Origin of the sequence: Mesorhizobium sp. M0276 (genome assembly GCF_040321755.1) — a bacterium.
In the GTDB taxonomy this organism is placed as follows: domain Bacteria; phylum Pseudomonadota; class Alphaproteobacteria; order Rhizobiales; family Rhizobiaceae; genus Mesorhizobium.
Genome location: NZ_JAMYSC010000043.1, coordinates 32,635 through 50,112, shown reverse-complemented (window position 1 = coordinate 50,112; position 17,478 = coordinate 32,635). Strand labels below are relative to the sequence as shown.

Below are 17,478 nucleotides of genomic sequence, written 5' to 3'. Positions count from 1 at the left end.
CGCGTTGCATCGACGATCCGCGCTGCCCGGACCAGGTCGTCCACAGCCTGGCGGACATGATCGGCTTTCGCATGAAGATGATCGCGGCCGGCTACGAGGACGGCAACGACGCCAACCGGCTGCGCCGCGATCCGGTCTTCAAGATGGCCCAGGATGCGCTGCCGTCGGGTCGGGATCTGGCGTCGCAATCGACGATGTGCCGGCTGGAGAACCTACCCGGCGTGCGGGAACTGGTCGCGATGGGACGGGCGATGGTCGATCTCTATTGCGCCTCGTTCCGGCAGGTGCCGAAGCGGATCGTACTCGACATTGACGACACCTTCGACGCTGTGCACGGAGGCCAACAGCTTCGCCTGTTCAATGCCCACCATGACGAGTACGGCTTCCAGCCGATCGTCGTGTTCGATGGTGCGGGACGGTTCGTCAGCGCGATCCTGCAACCGGCCAAGCGGCCGAGTGGGGCTGAGATCCGCCCCCACCTGCGCCGTCTGGTGCGGGCGATCCGGATCAAACTGGCCGAACATTCGAATCCTGCTCGGCGGCGATAGCCATTATTGCAACCCGCAGGTCATCGACTGGTGCCGCGCCAACGACGTCGACTTCATCTTTGGCCTCGCGCCCACCACGACCCTGCGCAAGCATGTCGCGGATCTGGAGGCCAGCACGACGGCGCGCTTCGAAGCGTCGGCCAAGACAGGCAAGGTCCGCAGGTTCAAGGAGTTCGTTGACGGCGCGGCTAGTTGGAGCCGCGTCGAGCGCATCATCGCGCGGGTCGAGGTCGGCGCCCAAGGTGGCGATATCCGCTTCGTCGTCACCAACCTTGCCGGTGGGAAGGCCAAGGCGCTCTACGAGGATGTCTACTGCCGGCGCGGCGCGGCCGAGAACCACATCAAGTCGTGGAAGACGCATCTTGCCGCCGACCGCACATCCTGCACCAGAGCGACGGCCAACCAGTTCCGGCTATTCCTGCATCCCGGTGCTTACTGGTTGATGTGGGGCTTGCGGGCCGCGATGCCGAGGCGCTCGAGCTTTGCCGTCGCCCAATTCGACACGCTCCGATTGCGCCTCATCAAAATCGCTGCGCGGGTGGTCGAGATGAAATCGCAAATCCGCCTGCACCTGCCGACATCGTGCCCCGACCAGCGCATCCTGCGCATCGTCTTCGACCGCATCCCCCAACTCGCGACATAACGATGGGGGCAGACGCCCCGAAACGAACCCGTCGACCGCAACCTGCAAACCCCCACCTGCCATCACGACGGATCACCGCCGGCGCCTGACGAGGCTCGGGGAAAAGCACCGCAACAGCGACCAGATCGCCGCTTCAGGCCGCCGAAAACCCATCGCTGTGCATCAAGGCGGCTAGGTGGAGAGCTTGGGCACGAGCCGTTGGACGTCGGCGCCTTGCGATACCAGGAGAGGAGGCGGTGAACTGCTAAACTGTGACGGAGGTCATGCAGAGCGAGGCTGAGGTCGCGGCCCGGCGCCGGCGCACACGACATTCGCTTTGACGCGTAATCGGTGTGAACACCCTCTCAGCGTGTTGCAGGGCCACAGGGGCGCTCTGGCGCGTGAGGAACCAGAGGGATTCTGCAGACTGGCCTTCGCGGCGGCGAGAAGCGTGCTGGGATAAGATGCGCACGAGGTCGTGGCCGATCGGAGCCAGTCTGGTCTTGTAAAACTTGCTCTCGCGGACGCACAGGACCCCTTCCTCGAGGTCGACGTCGGCTAAGGTGAGGGACAGTGCCTCGCCAAGGCGAAGCCCCGCGCCGTAAAGGCGAAGCAGGAGCGTTCGGTATGTGTCCGGATCAATAGGACAGCGAGGATGGTCGATCAGGACGACGGCGTCGAGTAAACGACCGATCTCCTCGCGGGAGTAAATATAGGGAACGAAGGCTTCCGTCGGCTTGGGGACGGCGCGTGGCAACGGCCATATGTTTGTATGCCCCCGGGCCATCGCGAACCGATAGAACCCCGCCAGAACAGAATGCTTTCGTTCCCAGAAACGGGTCACCGGGCCGCGTCCCGCCAGAAAGGCCAACACTCGGTCGGCCGTCACCTCCGGCAGAGGTCTGTCGCCGACGAAGCGACTGAACGACTTGAGCGTGCGCACCTCCGTAACGGAAGCGCATTCCGATTGCTTGCCGGTGATCGACAAAGCTCGCCAAAATTTCTGAAAGGATCATGCCAGTCCTCCCAGATCGAACGCCCCGACCTCGCGCAGTCCGACAAGGTCGACCCTGGTGTAGATGCGGGTCGCAAACGCGCTGCGACGGCCGAGATGGTCCCGATCTCCTTCAGGCTCAGACCTTGCGCAACAAAATGGGTGGTGCAGGCGTGGCGAAGTCCATGAGGGCCAAAATGCATCGACTGAACCTAGGGTGCTCAGTCGGCTGCAATCACATGGTACACTGCGCTCGCCGACAGCGGCCCGAACGGAGCCTTGAGGGTGAGGGAGACCTCATGGCGGCGGCAGCGGGGGGCGCGCCAGCCTTGTCGACGGAGGTCACCAGGGGGTAGCATTGTGTATTGCGCTGCTTGGACCGGGTCACCTTGATGACCTCTCTCGTCCAATCGATGTCTTCGAGACAAAAACCGCGGAGTTCGCCGCTTCGCAGTCCGTAGATCGCGAGCAGCTTTAGAATCGCGTGGTCATGGACTCACGCGCGGTCCTTGCTCTCAAGGAGCCGCTACATCCGGCCATACCGGGGCCCATCGGCAAAGTTTCTTCCCTGAACAGTCGCGGCGCGTCGACCGCTACGGCGATTCCGGGGCAACACCATTGTCGACGCTGAGCATGGCGGAAGACCGCGCGCAGGGCGTGCGCGCTCGTCGCTATCGATACCCGAGACCACCCGCCACGACCCTTTACGTCGAGGAAATCGTCCACGTCTGCAACGGTGATGTCGGCGATCGAAGATTTTTCGAAGCCTAAATGTTCGAGGAAAGTCTCTACTTGCCAGCGCTGGTTGCTAGGGTGCTCGCCGACAAGCCACCCTCATCGTATTGATAGGCGATGAAGTCGTCGACCTTTTCACAATGGGCCTTCGGTTCGTTGGAGCCGGTTCGTCAAGCTGGCCAAGAAAGCAAAGCCACGCTGCGGCGAGGTCAAGGAACAAACGCCGGGACCACTTCTCACCGCAGGCTCTGTTCGCGCGTGCTGGTATCGGGCGGTCGCGTCGATCTCGGCCTGCCTGACGCGCCTGCCGCCGGGCAGGTCCAGCCGCTCCGCAATGACCAGCAGCTCGCGGGGTGCGCAGCAAAGTCTCACGAGCGGCACGCTGATCGGCGAGATGCTTGAGATAGCGAAGCCGCTTCGAGGTCTCGGGCCCGTCATGGTAACGCGCTACGACCTTCGGGTCGGCGAATAAGTCCTCGAACATGCCTCAGATCTCAAGCGAAGTGGGAAATCCGATCACCTAAATCCAGTTCTTATGTGGCGCTCGGGATTCTCATCGGCCTGCCACCTCTGGCCCGCGCTGGCCGACGCCACATCTCTACCGAAGCCATTACGCACCAAATGTGCTCGAACAAAGTTGATCCCGGAAATCCGCCCGCCCGGATCTGTGAGGGCGAAAGCCGAATGGCTGAGCTACTCGACCACGACCTCAAGGCCGGGATCAAGATCGAACGGATCGAGCGCTCGACGGTATTGGAGTCGAGCTCGAGGCGTTGCAACAGATCCTTACAAACAAATTCACAGAACCTTTGCGAGCGCAGATCGGTAACGATGATACGTTCACCGCAAGTCTGAGTCAGGCACGGCTGAAAAAGCTGATGCGATTACGCTCGGACCTCCGTACAGCACGCCACATCGAGGTTAACAGCCGATGGCAAGAAGAGCGCTCATTCTGGTTGAAGGCAACACACACGGTACTGGTCTGCAATACGCCCAAGCCGCCCAGCGTCTTGGTCTTCACCCAATAACCCTGTCGGCTGATCCAGCTCAGTACGATTATCTTGCGGCAGAGAGGCTTGAGGCAATCCGTGTCCGTACAGACAATCTCGATGCGCTGATCCGCGAATGTTCCCGGCTACGTGCGACCTATGACATTGCTGGCATAACGAGCGCCAGGGAGGCGGTCTATGCGACAGCTGGCAAGCTCTGCCGGCATTTCGATCTACCGGGTCCGAACCCCGCATCGATAGAACGATGCTGCGACAAATTCGCTCAACGTCAGATGCTCGCTAAGGCCGGCGTTCCAGTACCTGCTTATCGCTTGGCAGGGAATGCGACGGACGTTGAAAACTCCGCAGCGGAAATTGGCCTGCCGGTGATACTTAAGCCAGCCGTAGGTAACGGCAGCTACGGCGTCCGATTGTGCCGCGCCGTCGATGAGTTAGCCGAACATACGACCTATCTGTTGGGCGGGAAACATATATGGCGATCTTCGCCGAGGATACTGGTCGAAGAATTTGCAGAAGGCCCCTTTTATTGCGCCCACATAATGGGAAATGAGATCATTGCGATTTGCGCCGCTAAGTTTGGTCCCCCACCTCATTTCGTCTTTCGTGAGACGACCTATCCGGCCCGGCTGACTGATGACGAGCGTGAGCGTCTCGCCGATATTTCGCTGAGCTGTCTGCGAGCTCTCGGCCTTGGCTGGGGGCCAACGTGCATTGAATTCCGGTGGACGAAGCTTGGGCCAGTCGTCATTGAAGTAAATCCGCGTATGCCGGGTGGGGATCCTGAACTGATTCGGATTGCTTACGGTGTCGATCTCATAACCGAGCACATCAAGGTTGTCATAGGCGAGGAATGGGATTTGCGCAAAAGGCATTCGCAGACTGTGGCCTGCCGGTCGCTCCTTCCTGATCGCGATGGCATCCTCGATTGGATCGATGGCGGCAGCCGGGCGGCTGCCTTACCAGGTGTGGTCGAGGTCAAATTTGTTGTTCAACCCAAGACGCCGATCGTCAGGCAAGGCGATTATCGAGACTGCATCGGATTTGTCATCGCCGCGTCACCCAGCCTTGCTCAGACTGAGGAGATACTTCAGCGTGCTGTCGACGTAATCGATTGGTCGATCACACCATTGCCGACCCTTAGCGAACAGGAACAATCAGTAGCCCCTTTGCCGGCATCAAACTCTCCCCGTTCGTCGCGAGGTGATTGATGCCAAAGTTGCTGACCAGGAGGTAATCTTCAGTGCCGAGACTCGCCGACTTTTGATGGAATGGCGGCCGGCTCACGTCCGAATCCGCAATCGAGCCGGGTAGGTCGAAATTATCGTCCAGCCACTGCGAGATTGCGCTCAGCCCGTCCCTTCGGGCCGGCGCGGGCCATCTGAAAATGCGATGGCACTGTCCAGAACATTATATTGGTGAACTCAACGCGAAGTGACGCATACTTGGGAGATAGCCAAACCCAATGGCAACCGCCCGTCAACGCCGTCCGAAAAAATCGAGCAAAGTGAAGTGCAGATCAAAGATGTCCTCCTCGCACCGCGCAATGGCGCATTTTTCTATGACGACCAAGCTGCCACCAGGGTGGCGCCTCGCAGGACAGCTTCAGCTAGTACCTGTGCACAGAGGATTCGACGGGTTGGATGGGTTGTAGCCGGGGCAGGCTATCGGGTTTGACGAGCAGTTCGATGCTGCGCGCGAGGCCGGGTTGCCTGCGGATCAACCCGCCGCGCTCGAGGGTGAGCACCATCTGGTGGACGGAAGGTGCGGTGACGCCGAAGAAGCGCTGCATGTCGCGTTCGGCCGGCGATCGACCGTTGAGCAGACCGTAGGTCCAGATGAAGGCAAGATACTGGCCCTGCTTTTGTGTGAAGCGGGGTCGGTCTGGCGACTGTCCGTCAACTAATTGATTCATTTTTTGATTCTTCCGGAATCTCCGCAAGCGAAGGAGGCCTTCCGGATGAATGTACGCTATCGCGTCGATCTCGACCAACCCGAACGCGACGCACTCACAGCGATGCTGCGCAGCGGCAAGCATCCAGCGCGCAAGCTCAAGCGAGCCCAGATCCTGCTCGCAGCCGATGCCGGCCTGGGCGACGAGACCATTGCGACGACGGTAGTGGTCGGTGGCTCCACGGTCTACCGCACCAAGCGCCGCTTCGTGGAAATGGGCTTGGAGGCGGCACTCAGCGAAGAGCCGCGCCCCGGGGCGGAGCGCAAGCTGAGCGGCAAGGAGGAAGCCTTGCTGGTGGCCACCGCCTGCTCCAGCCCGCCGCCCGGGCGGGCCCGCTGGACCCTTGAGCTGCTGGCCGATGCGTTCGTCAAGCTGACCGAGCACGAACAGCTGTCGCGCGAGACGGTGCGTCGGCGCCTGGCCGAGAACGATCTCAAGCCCTGGCGCAAGGACATGTGGTGCATTCCCAAGATCGATGCAGAATATGTCGCGCGCATGGAGGACGTGCTCGACCTCTATGCCGAAGCAGCAGATCCGAAGCGGCCCGTGGTATGCTTCGACGAAAGCCCGACCCAACTCATCGGCGAAGTGCGTCAGCCGATCCAGGCCGCGCCGGGAAGGCTGGAGCGCTACGACTGCGAGTACAAACGCAACGGCACCGCCAACCTGTTCGTCTTCCTCGATGCGCATCGTTCCTGGCGCAAGGTCAAGGTCACCGAGCGGCGCGCAGCACAAGACTTTGCCCACTGCATGCGCGACCTCGTCGATATCCATTACCCGCAAGCCGAACGCGTCAGGGTGGTGCTCGACAATCTGTCGACCCACACGCCCGCCGCGCTCTATCAGGCCTTGCCGGCATCAGAGGCGCGACGCATCCTGCGACGGCTGGAGTTCCATTACACGCCCAAACACGCGAGCTGGCTCAACATGGTCGAGATCGAGATCGGCGTTCTGCGCGGCCAGTGCCTCGATCGCCGGATCGACAGCTACGATCGCCTTGTCGCACAGACCGCTGCCTGGGAGCACCTGCGAAACACCAGCCGCGCCCGCATCAACTGGATGTTCTCAACCGAACAAGCGCGCCTTAAATTGGCCAAGGCCTATCCAAAGCCAACGGCCAAAGAGTCATAATCCCTGTGCAGAGGTACTAGGTGGGCGCACCGACAACGCCTGGGTTCAAGTTGATTTGTATCAGCGTCTTCGCTCAGCGAGATCGGTCGATACGACCTATCGCGCGCTGAAGGCCGAGCGCGCGGCATAATCCTGACGTGACGGATGAACGCCCGCCATTCGGATCGACCAGGATATCCCGTCCAGGAGCAAGATCCCTATGGCGTCATGAACTGGCGCCGCCCGAAGAGACCAGCGTCGCTTTTACGGCAGTTTGCATCAAGGGTGTGCGAGGCGATGCCGCAAAATGCGACGCCAATCTCGAAACGCAGTACCGCCTTCGCGATCGAGATGGTGACGACCAGAATGCCAGCCTGCTGCAAAAAACATAAAGGAGACGCTCTCGCCGCTTGATAGCTTGATAAGTGACCAACCCTGAGGCTGAGCTTCTCATGCCAGATTGGTCTCCAAAGGCCCGCAATATCGCCCTCCCAAGGCGCACCCGCCCGGCAGCGAGCTCAGTCTCCTGCCGGGCACTTCCTCCCTGAATGGCTGCGCTTTGATCGAGCCGTCTGCGCTCGTTCTGTGCGGCCAGAAGCCGTGGGCGAACTCACTGCAGTTTAGCTATGCAAGACGTTTTTCATAGATTTGTAGAGCAAATCGCAGACAGCGCTGACGCGACGGACCTGCGCAACGCTCTGGCGGAGATTGCCTCTTCGCTCGATTTGCCGTCTTTCGCCTACCTTTTCCCTTCGCCTGGCTTGGGCCGCAAGGTAGACCTGATTTCCACCTATCCTCAACCCTGGACATCTCACTACCTTCACAGTCAGTATGAAAAAATGGACCCGGTGATCCATCAGGCGCGTGGTACTCAGGAGCCATTCAGCTGGGATGCGCACGGCGATCTCAAACTTTCGACGCAGCAGCGACAATTGATGGATGAGGCGACGCAATTCGGCATTCACTGCGGCTTTACGATCCCGATCCATGACAGCGGCGGTCTGTTTGCAGCACTGACGTTCGCCTCCGATGAAAGGCAACCACTGTTCTTCGGCGTGATCGATCGATATGAACGCGCGCTCGAGCTCATCGCGATCTTCTTCCATTTCCATGCCCGTCGTAAGCTGGCTGACGCCAGGATAGTGGATGGCGTTGCCCTATCCCGAAGGGAAATCGAGTGTCTGAAGTGGGCGGGTCGCGGCAAGACGGCGTGGGAGATCGGCCGCATCCTGGGGATCAGTGGGCGCACCGCGGCCTATCATCGTGACAACGCCAGGAAGAAGCTTGGCGCGCCGACAACTATTCAGGCAGCCGTTCGGCTGGCACTATCCAGGCCATCGGACGTCACTTGACCTCCCTAACCTGTGCACATGCACAGGTTGTATCAACTCCGGCCTTTGCCTTCAATCGCAAGCATTATCCATGCGAGGGAGAAGGCCGTCATGATTCAGTTGATCACGCCGGATTGCTACGCCAAGTTCGTCGACGAGCTCACCCAAATGCACCGCTTGCATCGCGTCTTCAGGGATCGACTTGATTGGGACGTTTCGGTCAGCGGTGGCTATGAGATCGATCCTTTCGATGCGCTGCGCCCCCACTATCTCTTGCTGCGGGCGCCGACCGGACGCATCGACGGCTGCGTGCGCCTGTTGCCGACTACAGGACCGACGATGCTGCGCGATAGCTTCTTCGCTCTCCTTGCTGACCGTTCGGCGCCGGAAGATCCGCGGGTTTGGGAAGGCAGCCGTTTTGCGCTTGATCTGCCGCCTGCCGCGCCGAAACAGGCGGGCATCGCAATTGGCACCTACGAGCTGTTTGCCGGAATGGTCGAGTTTGGTTTGTCACGCGGTCTGCGCAGCATCGTCACCGTAACCGATCTGCGCATAGAGCGGATCTTGCGTCGCGCCGGCTGGCCACTCGAACGGTTGTCCGATCCGCAAACAATCGGCAAGGCGCGGCGATTGGTGAGCGGAGGATGAGACGATGCATGCAAACAGCAAGCGAACCGCCAGCGGAAAGGCTGGCGCAGGCAAGGGCGGGCGCCTCGGCGCCAGCCTTTATCAGGAGATCACGGACCGCATCATTGCCGAGCTGGAGGCGCGGCACCGTGCCATGGGTCAAGCCATGGGGCAGCGCAAAGGCAGGCCTTGGCCTGCCGAGGAATGCATCCTCTGGGCGCCAGCCACCGCTCCTGCAGCAAAAGAACAGCAGCTGTCGCAGCCTGGCTGAACAAGGCATCTTGTCGGCGTCGAGAGGCTCCGTGCTCGCCTTACGCAGGCGCAAGCTCTGACATGCCGTCCGGGAGACTGATGCCGGGCATTCCATCAACAATACCCAACAGCCATCCTGATCCGAAGCGCATCTAAGGACGTCCATTTCAGGCGTTAGTCGAGGCCGCATTGACCAGGGGAACCTTCTTGGTCCGCTGGAGGAGGGCGGCCGCCCGTCGACAACGGCTTCTTCAAGTGTCGCCCGTGCAGGGACGACCGCAAAAAAGGGCGCACGAGGCGCCCTTCATTTCCGATCGGCTATCGGCAGCCGCCTTCACCTTTCGTTGTTAGAAGCGGTAGGTAACGCCTGCGCCTATGAACCAGGGATCGAGCGCAGCCTTCCCCGTCAGCTTCGCGCCGTCGACCGTGACGTCGAAGTCTGGCTTGAGGAAAAGCTTCTTCACGTCGAAGTTGACGCCCCAGTGCTGATCCACCATGTAGTCGAATCCGACCTGCAGTGCGGTGCCGAACGTATTCTTAACCTTGAGAGCATCGGCACGGCCGGCACCCTGATTATAGAAGATCGTGTAGTTCACGCCGGCGCCTACATAGGGCTTGAACGCGCCGAAATCGGTAAAATGATACTGCAATGTGAGCGTAGGCGGCAGCAGCCAAACCTTGCCGATATTGCCCAGCCCGCCGATCGTACTTTGGCCTCCGATGTTTGCATAGGTGGTGCCGAGTATGAGCTCGGCGGCGATGTTGTCCGTGAAGAAATAGGAGATATCGAGTTCCGGCGTCACGGTGTTCGAATACGAAAGATCGGAGCCGGGCACTGCATTGACGTAGCCCGAATCCTCAGTGACGACCCCCAACGCACGCAGGCGGATCTGCCAAGGGCTTGGCGCTTCCGTGACGGAGGCTCCCGCCTGCGGGACGCTCGCCGCTTGCGCAAGGTCCGCCGCGACGGCCTGCTGTCCCATCACAATGAGGACAACGGCCGCTGTTACTCCCCGCGCCGCGCGCATTTGGTTTCTCGCCATGATATTCTCTCCTTGCTCTTCAGAAATGTGGACTGAGTTACGAAAAATCTTGCTCGAATTGCTTGATATTGGCGGAGCGCTCATGCCCAGTTTGCTTCGCGGCTGCGACCGCATGTTCGGCGCGCATGATCATGGGATGATTTCTCCCTCTTTCCGTGCCGCAGCGCGTTTTGCGAACTCGCTGCAGGTGTCGTGCCAAATGAGAAAATCATTTCATAACAATGCGATCACCCTGACGGCGCTGTGTCTCATGTCCGACATCGTCGAAGATCCGACAACGAACGCAGCCGTGACCGCCTGATAGAACCTCCTGTGCCACTCGGTGGGCACTGCGGAATAAGCAGTGAAGCTCACCGCGAAACTGCCCAAGCTTCGGACCGACATCGGCGACGGGGCGATCGACGACCACTACGTCGCCGGTGTCGGGCGCGGCACAGCCTGAGGACTCCGCGGCGGCGATCATCGAATAACTGCGTTTACGATGGCTCCATCCTGGCCCACCGGTGGGCGCGCAAAAGACTGCTTTGCGGCGTCATCCCTCCGCCTGGATTGAGTCGCAGGGACCGAATGGCGCACGTGCTTTTGGAACCGGCAGAGTGGTCATAACGCAACTGTCTTTCGGCTATCTTTACAGAGATTTGACAATCCAGTTAAGTGAAGGCCCATATCGCGCAATCATTGATGCGCTTAGGTCTGGGCATGCGCCCATCCGCAATCCTCTCTCAAGAGCATCGATTCAACACCAACACAGAGAATTGCTTCCCCATGAGAGAGGCCTCGCGGCGGACATAAGGTTGCGTCACTCTTCATGATCACGGCCTCCGAGGATGTCGGGATCGAGCCAGTGCAACGACACGATAGGTGAAGGATCTGGTAGCTCTTGCAACTGCCGACCTCGAAGGACAAGGCATATCGCGATCTGTCCGGCAGAGACACAAGGTTCTGCACTGTCCGTTCGTGAAGACTTCGTGCTGGTCTCCATAAAAGAAGTATTCTGGTGCAGAAGGTGCCCGATTAGCTATTCGGAAAAAGGCGACATCGACGTGCAAATCGGCGCCGCCGTGAGGCGTCCCCCTCAATGTCTGATTTCCGACAGGACCGAAAATCCGACAACCCATTGTTTAATAAGTTTTTCCTTCTCTGGCACGGCCCATGCATGAGACTCTGCGAACGCATCAGCGAGACGTCTCCATGATCATGCGCACCGAAAATGCCGTCGCCGCAGTGAAAACCGCGCTCTCGCCTGCCATAAAGCCGCCGAAAGGCCGGCGCGTCATGGTCGAGACAGGCGATTGCGCCGGCTTCAAACACCTTAGTGGGCCTGGAAAGCTCCTCGCGTGACGGCGAGGGGGGCATCCAGACAGGCGGAAAGGACAAACGTCGTTGCCCCACGTCGCCGGCATGACCCGTCGATTGTCACCGCGCTGGAATGCGCGGGTCTACATGCGAAGACCCGCGCGCAGGACAAATTCTCGCAAGCCCGGTCGGGACTGGGGCTCGAAGTCCGTGAGCGGAGGCTAATGGCTATGGCCGATATTCGCCGCGAACAAGCCGCCTAGTGGGAAGACGCTATAGGAGGAAGCAGGTGGAGTCATCTTGCGTTGGGATCGGTGCTGGCCCGTCCAATTTGAGCCTTGCGTGTCAGATACACGAGCAAGTTGGGAAAGGGGCAGTGTTTCTGGATCGGCAGGTCGACTTCCGCTGGCATCCAGGCAACGCATTCGATTCCTCGGAGCTCCAGGTCAGCCACTTCAAGGACCTGGTCACTCTAGTGAATCCGCGATCAGCCTACACTTTCGTAAACTTCCTGCACGAGAACGGGCGTCTGTATCACTTCCTGAACGCACAGTTCGAAGCCGTGCTCAGAGTGGAGTTCGAACAATACCTGAACTGGGTCTTCCACAGGAACCCACTTGTGCGCGGCGGCGAGACAGTGCGCGAAATCCGCTTTGACGGCGAGTTTCAGGTGCGGACCGATAAGGCGATTCTCGGCGCCAGAAACGTTGTGGTCGGCATTGGCAAGCAGGCGCAAATTCCGCCTCAATTTCAGGGCTGGATTGGACGCAACCTGTTCCACTCATCGGTTTTACTGCACATCCACCCTGAGGTGCGGAGAAAGCATGTCTGCGTGGTCGGCGGAGGCCAGTCGGGAGCCGAGGTGATGTTGCACCTTGTCGGCCTGCCGAACGAACGGCGGCCTGCCTCGATCACTTGGGTCTCGCAGCGCGAAAACTATCTGCCTCTGGACAACAGCCCGTTCACAAACGAGTTGTTCATGCCCTGCTTTTCGGATCGCTTCGCGGCGATGAGCGAGTCGCAGCGTAAGCTGCTCCTGCGGCGTTTCGTGCTTGCTTCGGACGGCATTTCGGAAAGCACGTTGCGCGCGATCTATCAGGCGCTGTACCGCCATGCATTTTTCGAGCCAAACCGATGCGACATCACACTGCGGCCGGGCTGCACCGTCTCGCACTGCATCAACGCCGGACCGGGTCACAGGCTGACCCTGCAGCATGGCATGGACGAGCTCGAAGAAGTCACGGCTGACATCGTCATCCTGGCCACCGGTTACGAGAACGCGGTCCCAAGCTTGTTGGGACCGATCATGGGCCGCTTGGAGCAGATCGACAATGAATTAGCTATTCGCGAGGATTTTTCGGTGAGCTGGGACGGACCGTGTGACAGACGCATCTTCGTACAAAATGCGAGCCTCGGGCAGCGCGGCCTGGCCGATCCGAACCTAAGCTTGCTGGCCTGGCGCGCGCGCCGCATCCTCGATAGCCTACTTGGGCGCGCGCCATGCGCGAACCCCGAGCATCCTGGCTTCATCACCCATACCTCGATCGAGAGCTGGCCCAACCACGCAGCCGAAGAAATGGGCAGTGGAATATGACTCGTATGCTTTTGATCATCGGCGGTGGCATCCTAGGAATGATGTCCGCCTGCGCTGCGGTGAATCCCGGAGGCTTCTCCGATATCATCGTGATCGACCAAGCCCTTGGACCAAGCGGCGCATCGCATCACTCTGGAGGCGTGCATTTCCCCTACGGTTGCCAAGGCCGTACCAAGTCGCTCACTCGAAAGACCGCCGTGGCCTTGGCGGCCATGGCTGGGTCGGCAGGTAGCGGATGGTGCCGGCCTTTGGCGATGCGTGTCGTGGTTGAACCGGGTGAAGCGATTGATCCGGCCGAGTTTACGGAACCCCTGGACTCGGCTGAGCCTGACATAGGCAGTCTCGCGCCGAGCTTCTGCGGACATACCCGCCGGAGCGGAACGCACTTAGCATCGCCTCCCTCACCACGTGAGTCCGTCTCCGTGGGCCCGCAACTTGATCAGCGCCCGACCGCCCGAATTGGTATGTCCAACCAAACCAGTCTTTCCAAGAGGAGGCTTTTCGCATGTTGACTGATGCACAAAGAGAAAAGTGGCAGAAGGACGGATACGTCAGGCTCGAAAGGTTCTTCGCTCCAGCGGCTCAGGAAGATATCTCTACCTTTGTCGAAGATATGTCACGCTGGGCCGTCAGCGATGATAAATGGCTCATGTGGTTCGAGAAGACGACGGACAATCGAAAGATCACCTCCAAGATGGAGAATTTTCTCGACTTCCATGATCCATTGCGTCGTTTGCTCTTAGAAGATCAGCGCATAAAGTCAGCGGTCGAGGAGTTGCTTGGCGAAGATTCGCGCAGGCTCAAGGAGTTGCTGATTTTCCACTACCCCGACAGCGGCGGCTATCTCCCGCATCAGGACATTTATCACATTCCACACAAACTCCCGGATCGGATGGTCCATGCGGTGGTTACCATAGGCATCGACGACTCCGACGAGGAAAACGGCGGGCTTTTCTTCAGCCCCGGCAACCACAAGAAGGGGGTGTTTCCCATGGATGCCGGTGGGGTGATCGACCCTCAAGTTGCCGAAAAGTTCTCCTGGGAACCCGTAGTATGGAAGTCTGGCGACGTCTTCATCTTCGACGATTACGCACCGCACTACTCACGACCGAACAAAAGCAATCGTTCTCGGCGGACACTCTACTTGGTGTTCCAGCGTGCTTCAACCGGCGGGCCGACCCGCGCTGAATATAACGTGCTTAAGCGCGCCCTTAACCCGCCCGAGGGCAAAGTGGCCGATCTCGACAATCTCAAGCCCCCAAATGGCATCTTCTATCGCGATTGAGCTCACGCAGCCAGGCGGAGGCATGCACACGAAACTGATCGACCGCTCAAAAATGCGCGGACGGGATGGATGTCTGATTTGCGGGCTCGCGGAGCATCGACCGCAGCCCGTTACGACGCTTTGGCACGTGGATTGCGGAGGTGGTCGCAGGCGGTCTTCTGTGCGCCTAGAGCCCGACTAGTGCCGCCCTTGGTCGCCCGCTTGCCGGCCCAGAGCTGCACTATCCTGGCCGGGCCGCCAACGGGTCGGGCTGCCGTTTCTCTCCACGAAGTGCACCTGAGGCTGTTGCGTTGGCAGCCGAAGGTCCGTCCCACTCTTCAACAGCTTAGGTTCGTTGTCATGCGCAAATACACGTTTTCTCGAACGGAACTGTCGCGGGCGTTCGGTATCGACACGGCCACGCTTGGAACGGGCAGCGCTCGCACGGGGTTTTCATTCGGAAAGGTTGGACCCGGCGTCACATCCGAGCCCCATCGGCACGACGAAATCGAGGCGTTCGTGTTCCTGTCAGGATCGGGCAATCTCAGGACCGACCGGGGGGAAATCTCGGTCGAGGCGGGCGATGTCGTTCTGTTCCACCCTTTTGAAGCGCATGTGCTGCGCAATGACGGAAACAAAGACCTAGATTTCGTCGCTGTCTACTGGCGAGACGGCGAGGCCGCCCTTGATGCCGCTGCAAAGACCACGGCTCCACGCGGCCCAATCTTCGTCTTCTCCACGCCGCCAACGCCAAATGGCGATCTGCATCTGGGGCATCTTTCTGGCCCCTATTTCGGCGCTGACGTCTATACTCGTTTCCTGCGCATGAAAGGAGTCGAGGCCTATCACCTGACCGGAAGCGACGATTACCAGAGCTACGTCGCGACACGCGCCGATGCCGATCAATCGACGCCTGCAAACGTGGCGCGCTATTACGCCGACGAGATTCGCGCCACGCTTGCACATCTCGATTGTGAGGTCCACAGCTTCCAAGCCACAATGGGCGATGACGGTTACGGCGAGTTCCAAACCGCGTGTTTCCGGAGTCTTCTGAGCAGCGCGGCGGTAGATTTGCGCCAGAGCCCTGCGCTTTTTGATGCTGTGACAGGCCATTATCTTTACGAGCCGGATGTTGGCGGCCTCTGCCCCGATTGCGGCGGCTCCGCCGCTGGCAACATCTGCGAGGAATGCGGTGCCCCAAACCTTTGCCACGACTTAGGTGCAGCGAGGTCACGGCAGTCTGCCGAGGCGCCGGTGGTCGGCTCCCTCCGCCGTCCGGAACTTGCCATGGACCAATGCTACGACAATATCGACCGGCATCTAAGGGCGTCGGGCGTCCCGCTACGGATCTTGGATCTCTTCGCGCGCCTACGCCAACGCGGCGACTTTTCAGTGCCCATTACCCACCCCTCGGACTGGGGCCTGCCGGCGGAAGGGTTCCCGGGGCAAGTGATCTGGGTCTGGCCGGAGATGGCCTTCGGTTTTCTGTACAACATCCAGGCGCTCGGCCGCTCGATGGGTCGCGACTGGAAGGCGGAGATGCCCGGCAACGACTGGCAGATTGTCCATTTCTTCGGCTTCGACAATTCGTTCTACCACGCGCTACTCTACCCCGCTCTTTACGCCGAGGTCTTCTCCCACTGGACGCCACGTATTCGCTATCACGTCAACGAGTTCTACCTGCTCAACGGCAAGAAGTTCTCAACCAGCTGCCGCCATGCGGTCTGGGGCAAGGAGGTTCTGAGCCCAAAGACAGTCGACGTCGTGCGCCTTCATTTGGGCCTGACACGCCCGGAAGGTGAGCGGACGGATTTCACGCTGGACGCGCTGCGCCGCACCGAGAACGAGGTGTTCCAAAGCATCTGGCTGAACTGGCTTGAGGCGTTGAACCAGGAAATCAAGCAGGATTTTGCCGGCCGTGTACCCGATGCAGGCGACTGGAGCCCGGTCGACCGCGCCTTCTTTGCTCGCATAGAGATCTATCGCGCGGCGATGGAGCACGCCTATTCGGACGAAGGCTTCTCGGTTCGGCGCGCGGCCACTCAGGTCTGCGAATTCGTGCGCGATTGCGTGATCTACCGCGGGGCGCGAGACTTTGCGGCGGCGCGACGTTTCTATCCCGCCCGCAATCGGACTTCGCTAGCCCTTCAGACGACGGCCGCTGCGATCCTGGCACCGACACTCGCTCCGCTGATGCCCCGCTTCGCCACAACGCTGGCGCGAGGCATCGATGGCGCCTCAACCGAAACATGGCCCCGGTCCGTCCAGCGCCTTGCGCCCGGGACGCGCTTTGATCTCGGACCCGTGTTGGTGTTCTACGCCAAATCCGGCAATCCTCATCTCGATGACGGGGAAACACTATGAGGCCAAAGGTGCACCAGTGAGCTATCCCAATCTCGACCAGATGAGGCAATCAAAGCCGATGATGCCAAATATCTTGACTCGCTGTCACTGGCGACCGAAGCCGCTATCAAACGGTAGAGACCAGATTAGCGGACCTGAACCTACGCGTCGTCGACAACCCTGGCCCGCCCTTGGAGCACCGCCCGGCCGATCGCTTCCCAGCCCTTGCTGTTCGTGCCGCAAATGCCGTGTGGGCTCGACTGCGCTGACCAACCTCTTCGGCATCGGGATTTCCGTCCTCCAGGCGGTCAAGGCTGTCATGCGGTCCGAGGCGCTTGGTCAACCTGGCGCGCCCTGGATCGTGCGCCGATCACCGGAAATGTCGGATGCGAATGCCTGCCTGATGCTATCTCCGATCTGTCCGAACCGGCGCCGCAGTCGGCCGAAGAACAACTGAGCTACTGACAATCGGAATATAGCAGGTCAAATTCTGCCCCCCGAAAACGGATATTGCTCACAACCAGCGTTCACGATTGCTATGGTGCACAAGCTTCCAACCATACCCGCCCAACGACAGCCCGTCGCCTGTAGATAGTCGGCGAGGGCCGCTAAATCGCAAGCGTATCCTCCAGCGATTGCGCGCCGTCTTCGCCGACAATGCAGACGCTTGTCTCATCGAGAGGCACTCCTCAGGATTGCATGTTGCTCGGGTACGGAGCCGCCCCTCAGTTCCCAATCGAGGAGCGATTCTACAATTC

General features: G+C 59.9%; 11 protein-coding genes and 3 pseudogenes. 10 read left to right on the top strand and 4 right to left on the bottom strand.

From position 1 onward, the window contains the following. Window positions 1-1,191, top strand: a pseudogene (locus NKJ01_RS27205) (IS1380 family transposase); the annotation flags it as partial. 244 nt (window positions 1,192-1,435) lie between these two features. Here NKJ01_RS27205 and NKJ01_RS27200 read toward each other — a convergent pair. Both NKJ01_RS27200 and NKJ01_RS27195 read right to left on the bottom strand, forming a co-directional pair. Beyond that, window positions 1,436-2,158, bottom strand: coding sequence for a tyrosine-type recombinase/integrase (locus NKJ01_RS27200; protein ID WP_352732730.1), 723 nt, complete (start codon window positions 2,156-2,158; stop codon window positions 1,436-1,438). A gap of 480 nt (window positions 2,159-2,638) precedes the next feature. After that, window positions 2,639-2,947, bottom strand: a pseudogene (locus NKJ01_RS27195) (hypothetical protein); the annotation flags it as partial. Between the two features lie 883 nt (window positions 2,948-3,830). Between NKJ01_RS27195 and NKJ01_RS27190 the strand changes: the two are divergent. After that, window positions 3,831-5,117 (top strand): ATP-grasp domain-containing protein, encoded by a 1,287-nt coding sequence (locus NKJ01_RS27190; protein WP_352732727.1) that lies wholly within the window; start codon window positions 3,831-3,833, stop codon window positions 5,115-5,117. Between the two features lie 398 nt (window positions 5,118-5,515). On the opposite strand, the gene NKJ01_RS27185 is transcribed toward NKJ01_RS27190, so the two are convergent. Further along, on the bottom strand, window positions 5,516-5,821 hold the full coding sequence (locus tag NKJ01_RS27185) for a LexA family protein (protein ID WP_023750948.1): 306 nt from the start codon (window positions 5,819-5,821) through the stop codon (window positions 5,516-5,518). Window positions 5,822-5,866: 45 nt separating this feature from the next. Between NKJ01_RS27185 and NKJ01_RS27180 the strand changes: the two genes are divergently transcribed. The 4 genes and pseudogenes from NKJ01_RS27180 to NKJ01_RS27165 all read left to right on the top strand — a co-directional run. Beyond that, window positions 5,867-6,991, top strand: a complete 1,125-nt coding sequence (locus NKJ01_RS27180; RefSeq protein WP_352732724.1) for an IS630 family transposase — start codon at window positions 5,867-5,869, stop codon at window positions 6,989-6,991. Window positions 6,992-7,596: 605 nt separating this feature from the next. Continuing rightward, on the top strand, window positions 7,597-8,322 hold the full coding sequence (locus tag NKJ01_RS27175; RefSeq protein WP_352732721.1) for a LuxR family transcriptional regulator: 726 nt from the start codon (window positions 7,597-7,599) through the stop codon (window positions 8,320-8,322). A 90-nt stretch (window positions 8,323-8,412) separates the two neighbouring features. Continuing rightward, entirely contained in the window at window positions 8,413-8,949 is a 537-nt protein-coding gene (locus NKJ01_RS27170; protein ID WP_352732740.1) for an acyl-homoserine-lactone synthase, read from the top strand. 4 nt (window positions 8,950-8,953) lie between these two features. Then, window positions 8,954-9,152 (top strand): annotated as a pseudogene (locus NKJ01_RS27165) (ArdC-like ssDNA-binding domain-containing protein); the annotation flags it as partial. A 375-nt stretch (window positions 9,153-9,527) separates the two neighbouring features. On the opposite strand, the gene NKJ01_RS27160 reads toward NKJ01_RS27165, so the two are convergent. Then, window positions 9,528-10,208, bottom strand: coding sequence for an OmpW/AlkL family protein (locus tag NKJ01_RS27160; protein ID WP_352732738.1), 681 nt, complete (start codon window positions 10,206-10,208; stop codon window positions 9,528-9,530). Window positions 10,209-10,272: 64 nt separating this feature from the next. Between NKJ01_RS27160 and NKJ01_RS27155 the strand changes: the two genes are divergently transcribed. The 4 genes from NKJ01_RS27155 (at window position 10,273) to NKJ01_RS27135 (ending at window position 16,741) form a co-directional block, all read left to right on the top strand. Beyond that, window positions 10,273-10,524 carry a hypothetical protein gene (locus NKJ01_RS27155; RefSeq protein ID WP_352732718.1) on the top strand — a complete coding sequence of 84 codons (252 nt, stop codon included), beginning with the start codon at window positions 10,273-10,275 and terminating at the stop codon, window positions 10,522-10,524. A gap of 1,257 nt (window positions 10,525-11,781) precedes the next feature. Next, window positions 11,782-13,113 carry a lysine N(6)-hydroxylase/L-ornithine N(5)-oxygenase family protein gene (locus tag NKJ01_RS27150; RefSeq protein ID WP_352732715.1) on the top strand — a complete coding sequence of 444 codons (1,332 nt, stop codon included), beginning with the start codon at window positions 11,782-11,784 and terminating at the stop codon, window positions 13,111-13,113. 505 nt (window positions 13,114-13,618) lie between these two features. Continuing rightward, the gene (locus NKJ01_RS27140) at window positions 13,619-14,398 is read left to right on the top strand and encodes a phytanoyl-CoA dioxygenase family protein (protein ID WP_352732709.1); all 780 of its coding nucleotides are present in this window, start codon (window positions 13,619-13,621) and stop codon (window positions 14,396-14,398) included. A 339-nt stretch (window positions 14,399-14,737) separates the two neighbouring features. Next, complete coding sequence (locus tag NKJ01_RS27135; protein WP_352732706.1) at window positions 14,738-16,741, top strand: class I tRNA ligase family protein; 2,004 nt, start codon at window positions 14,738-14,740, stop codon at window positions 16,739-16,741. Window positions 16,742-17,478: the final 737 nt, after the last annotated feature.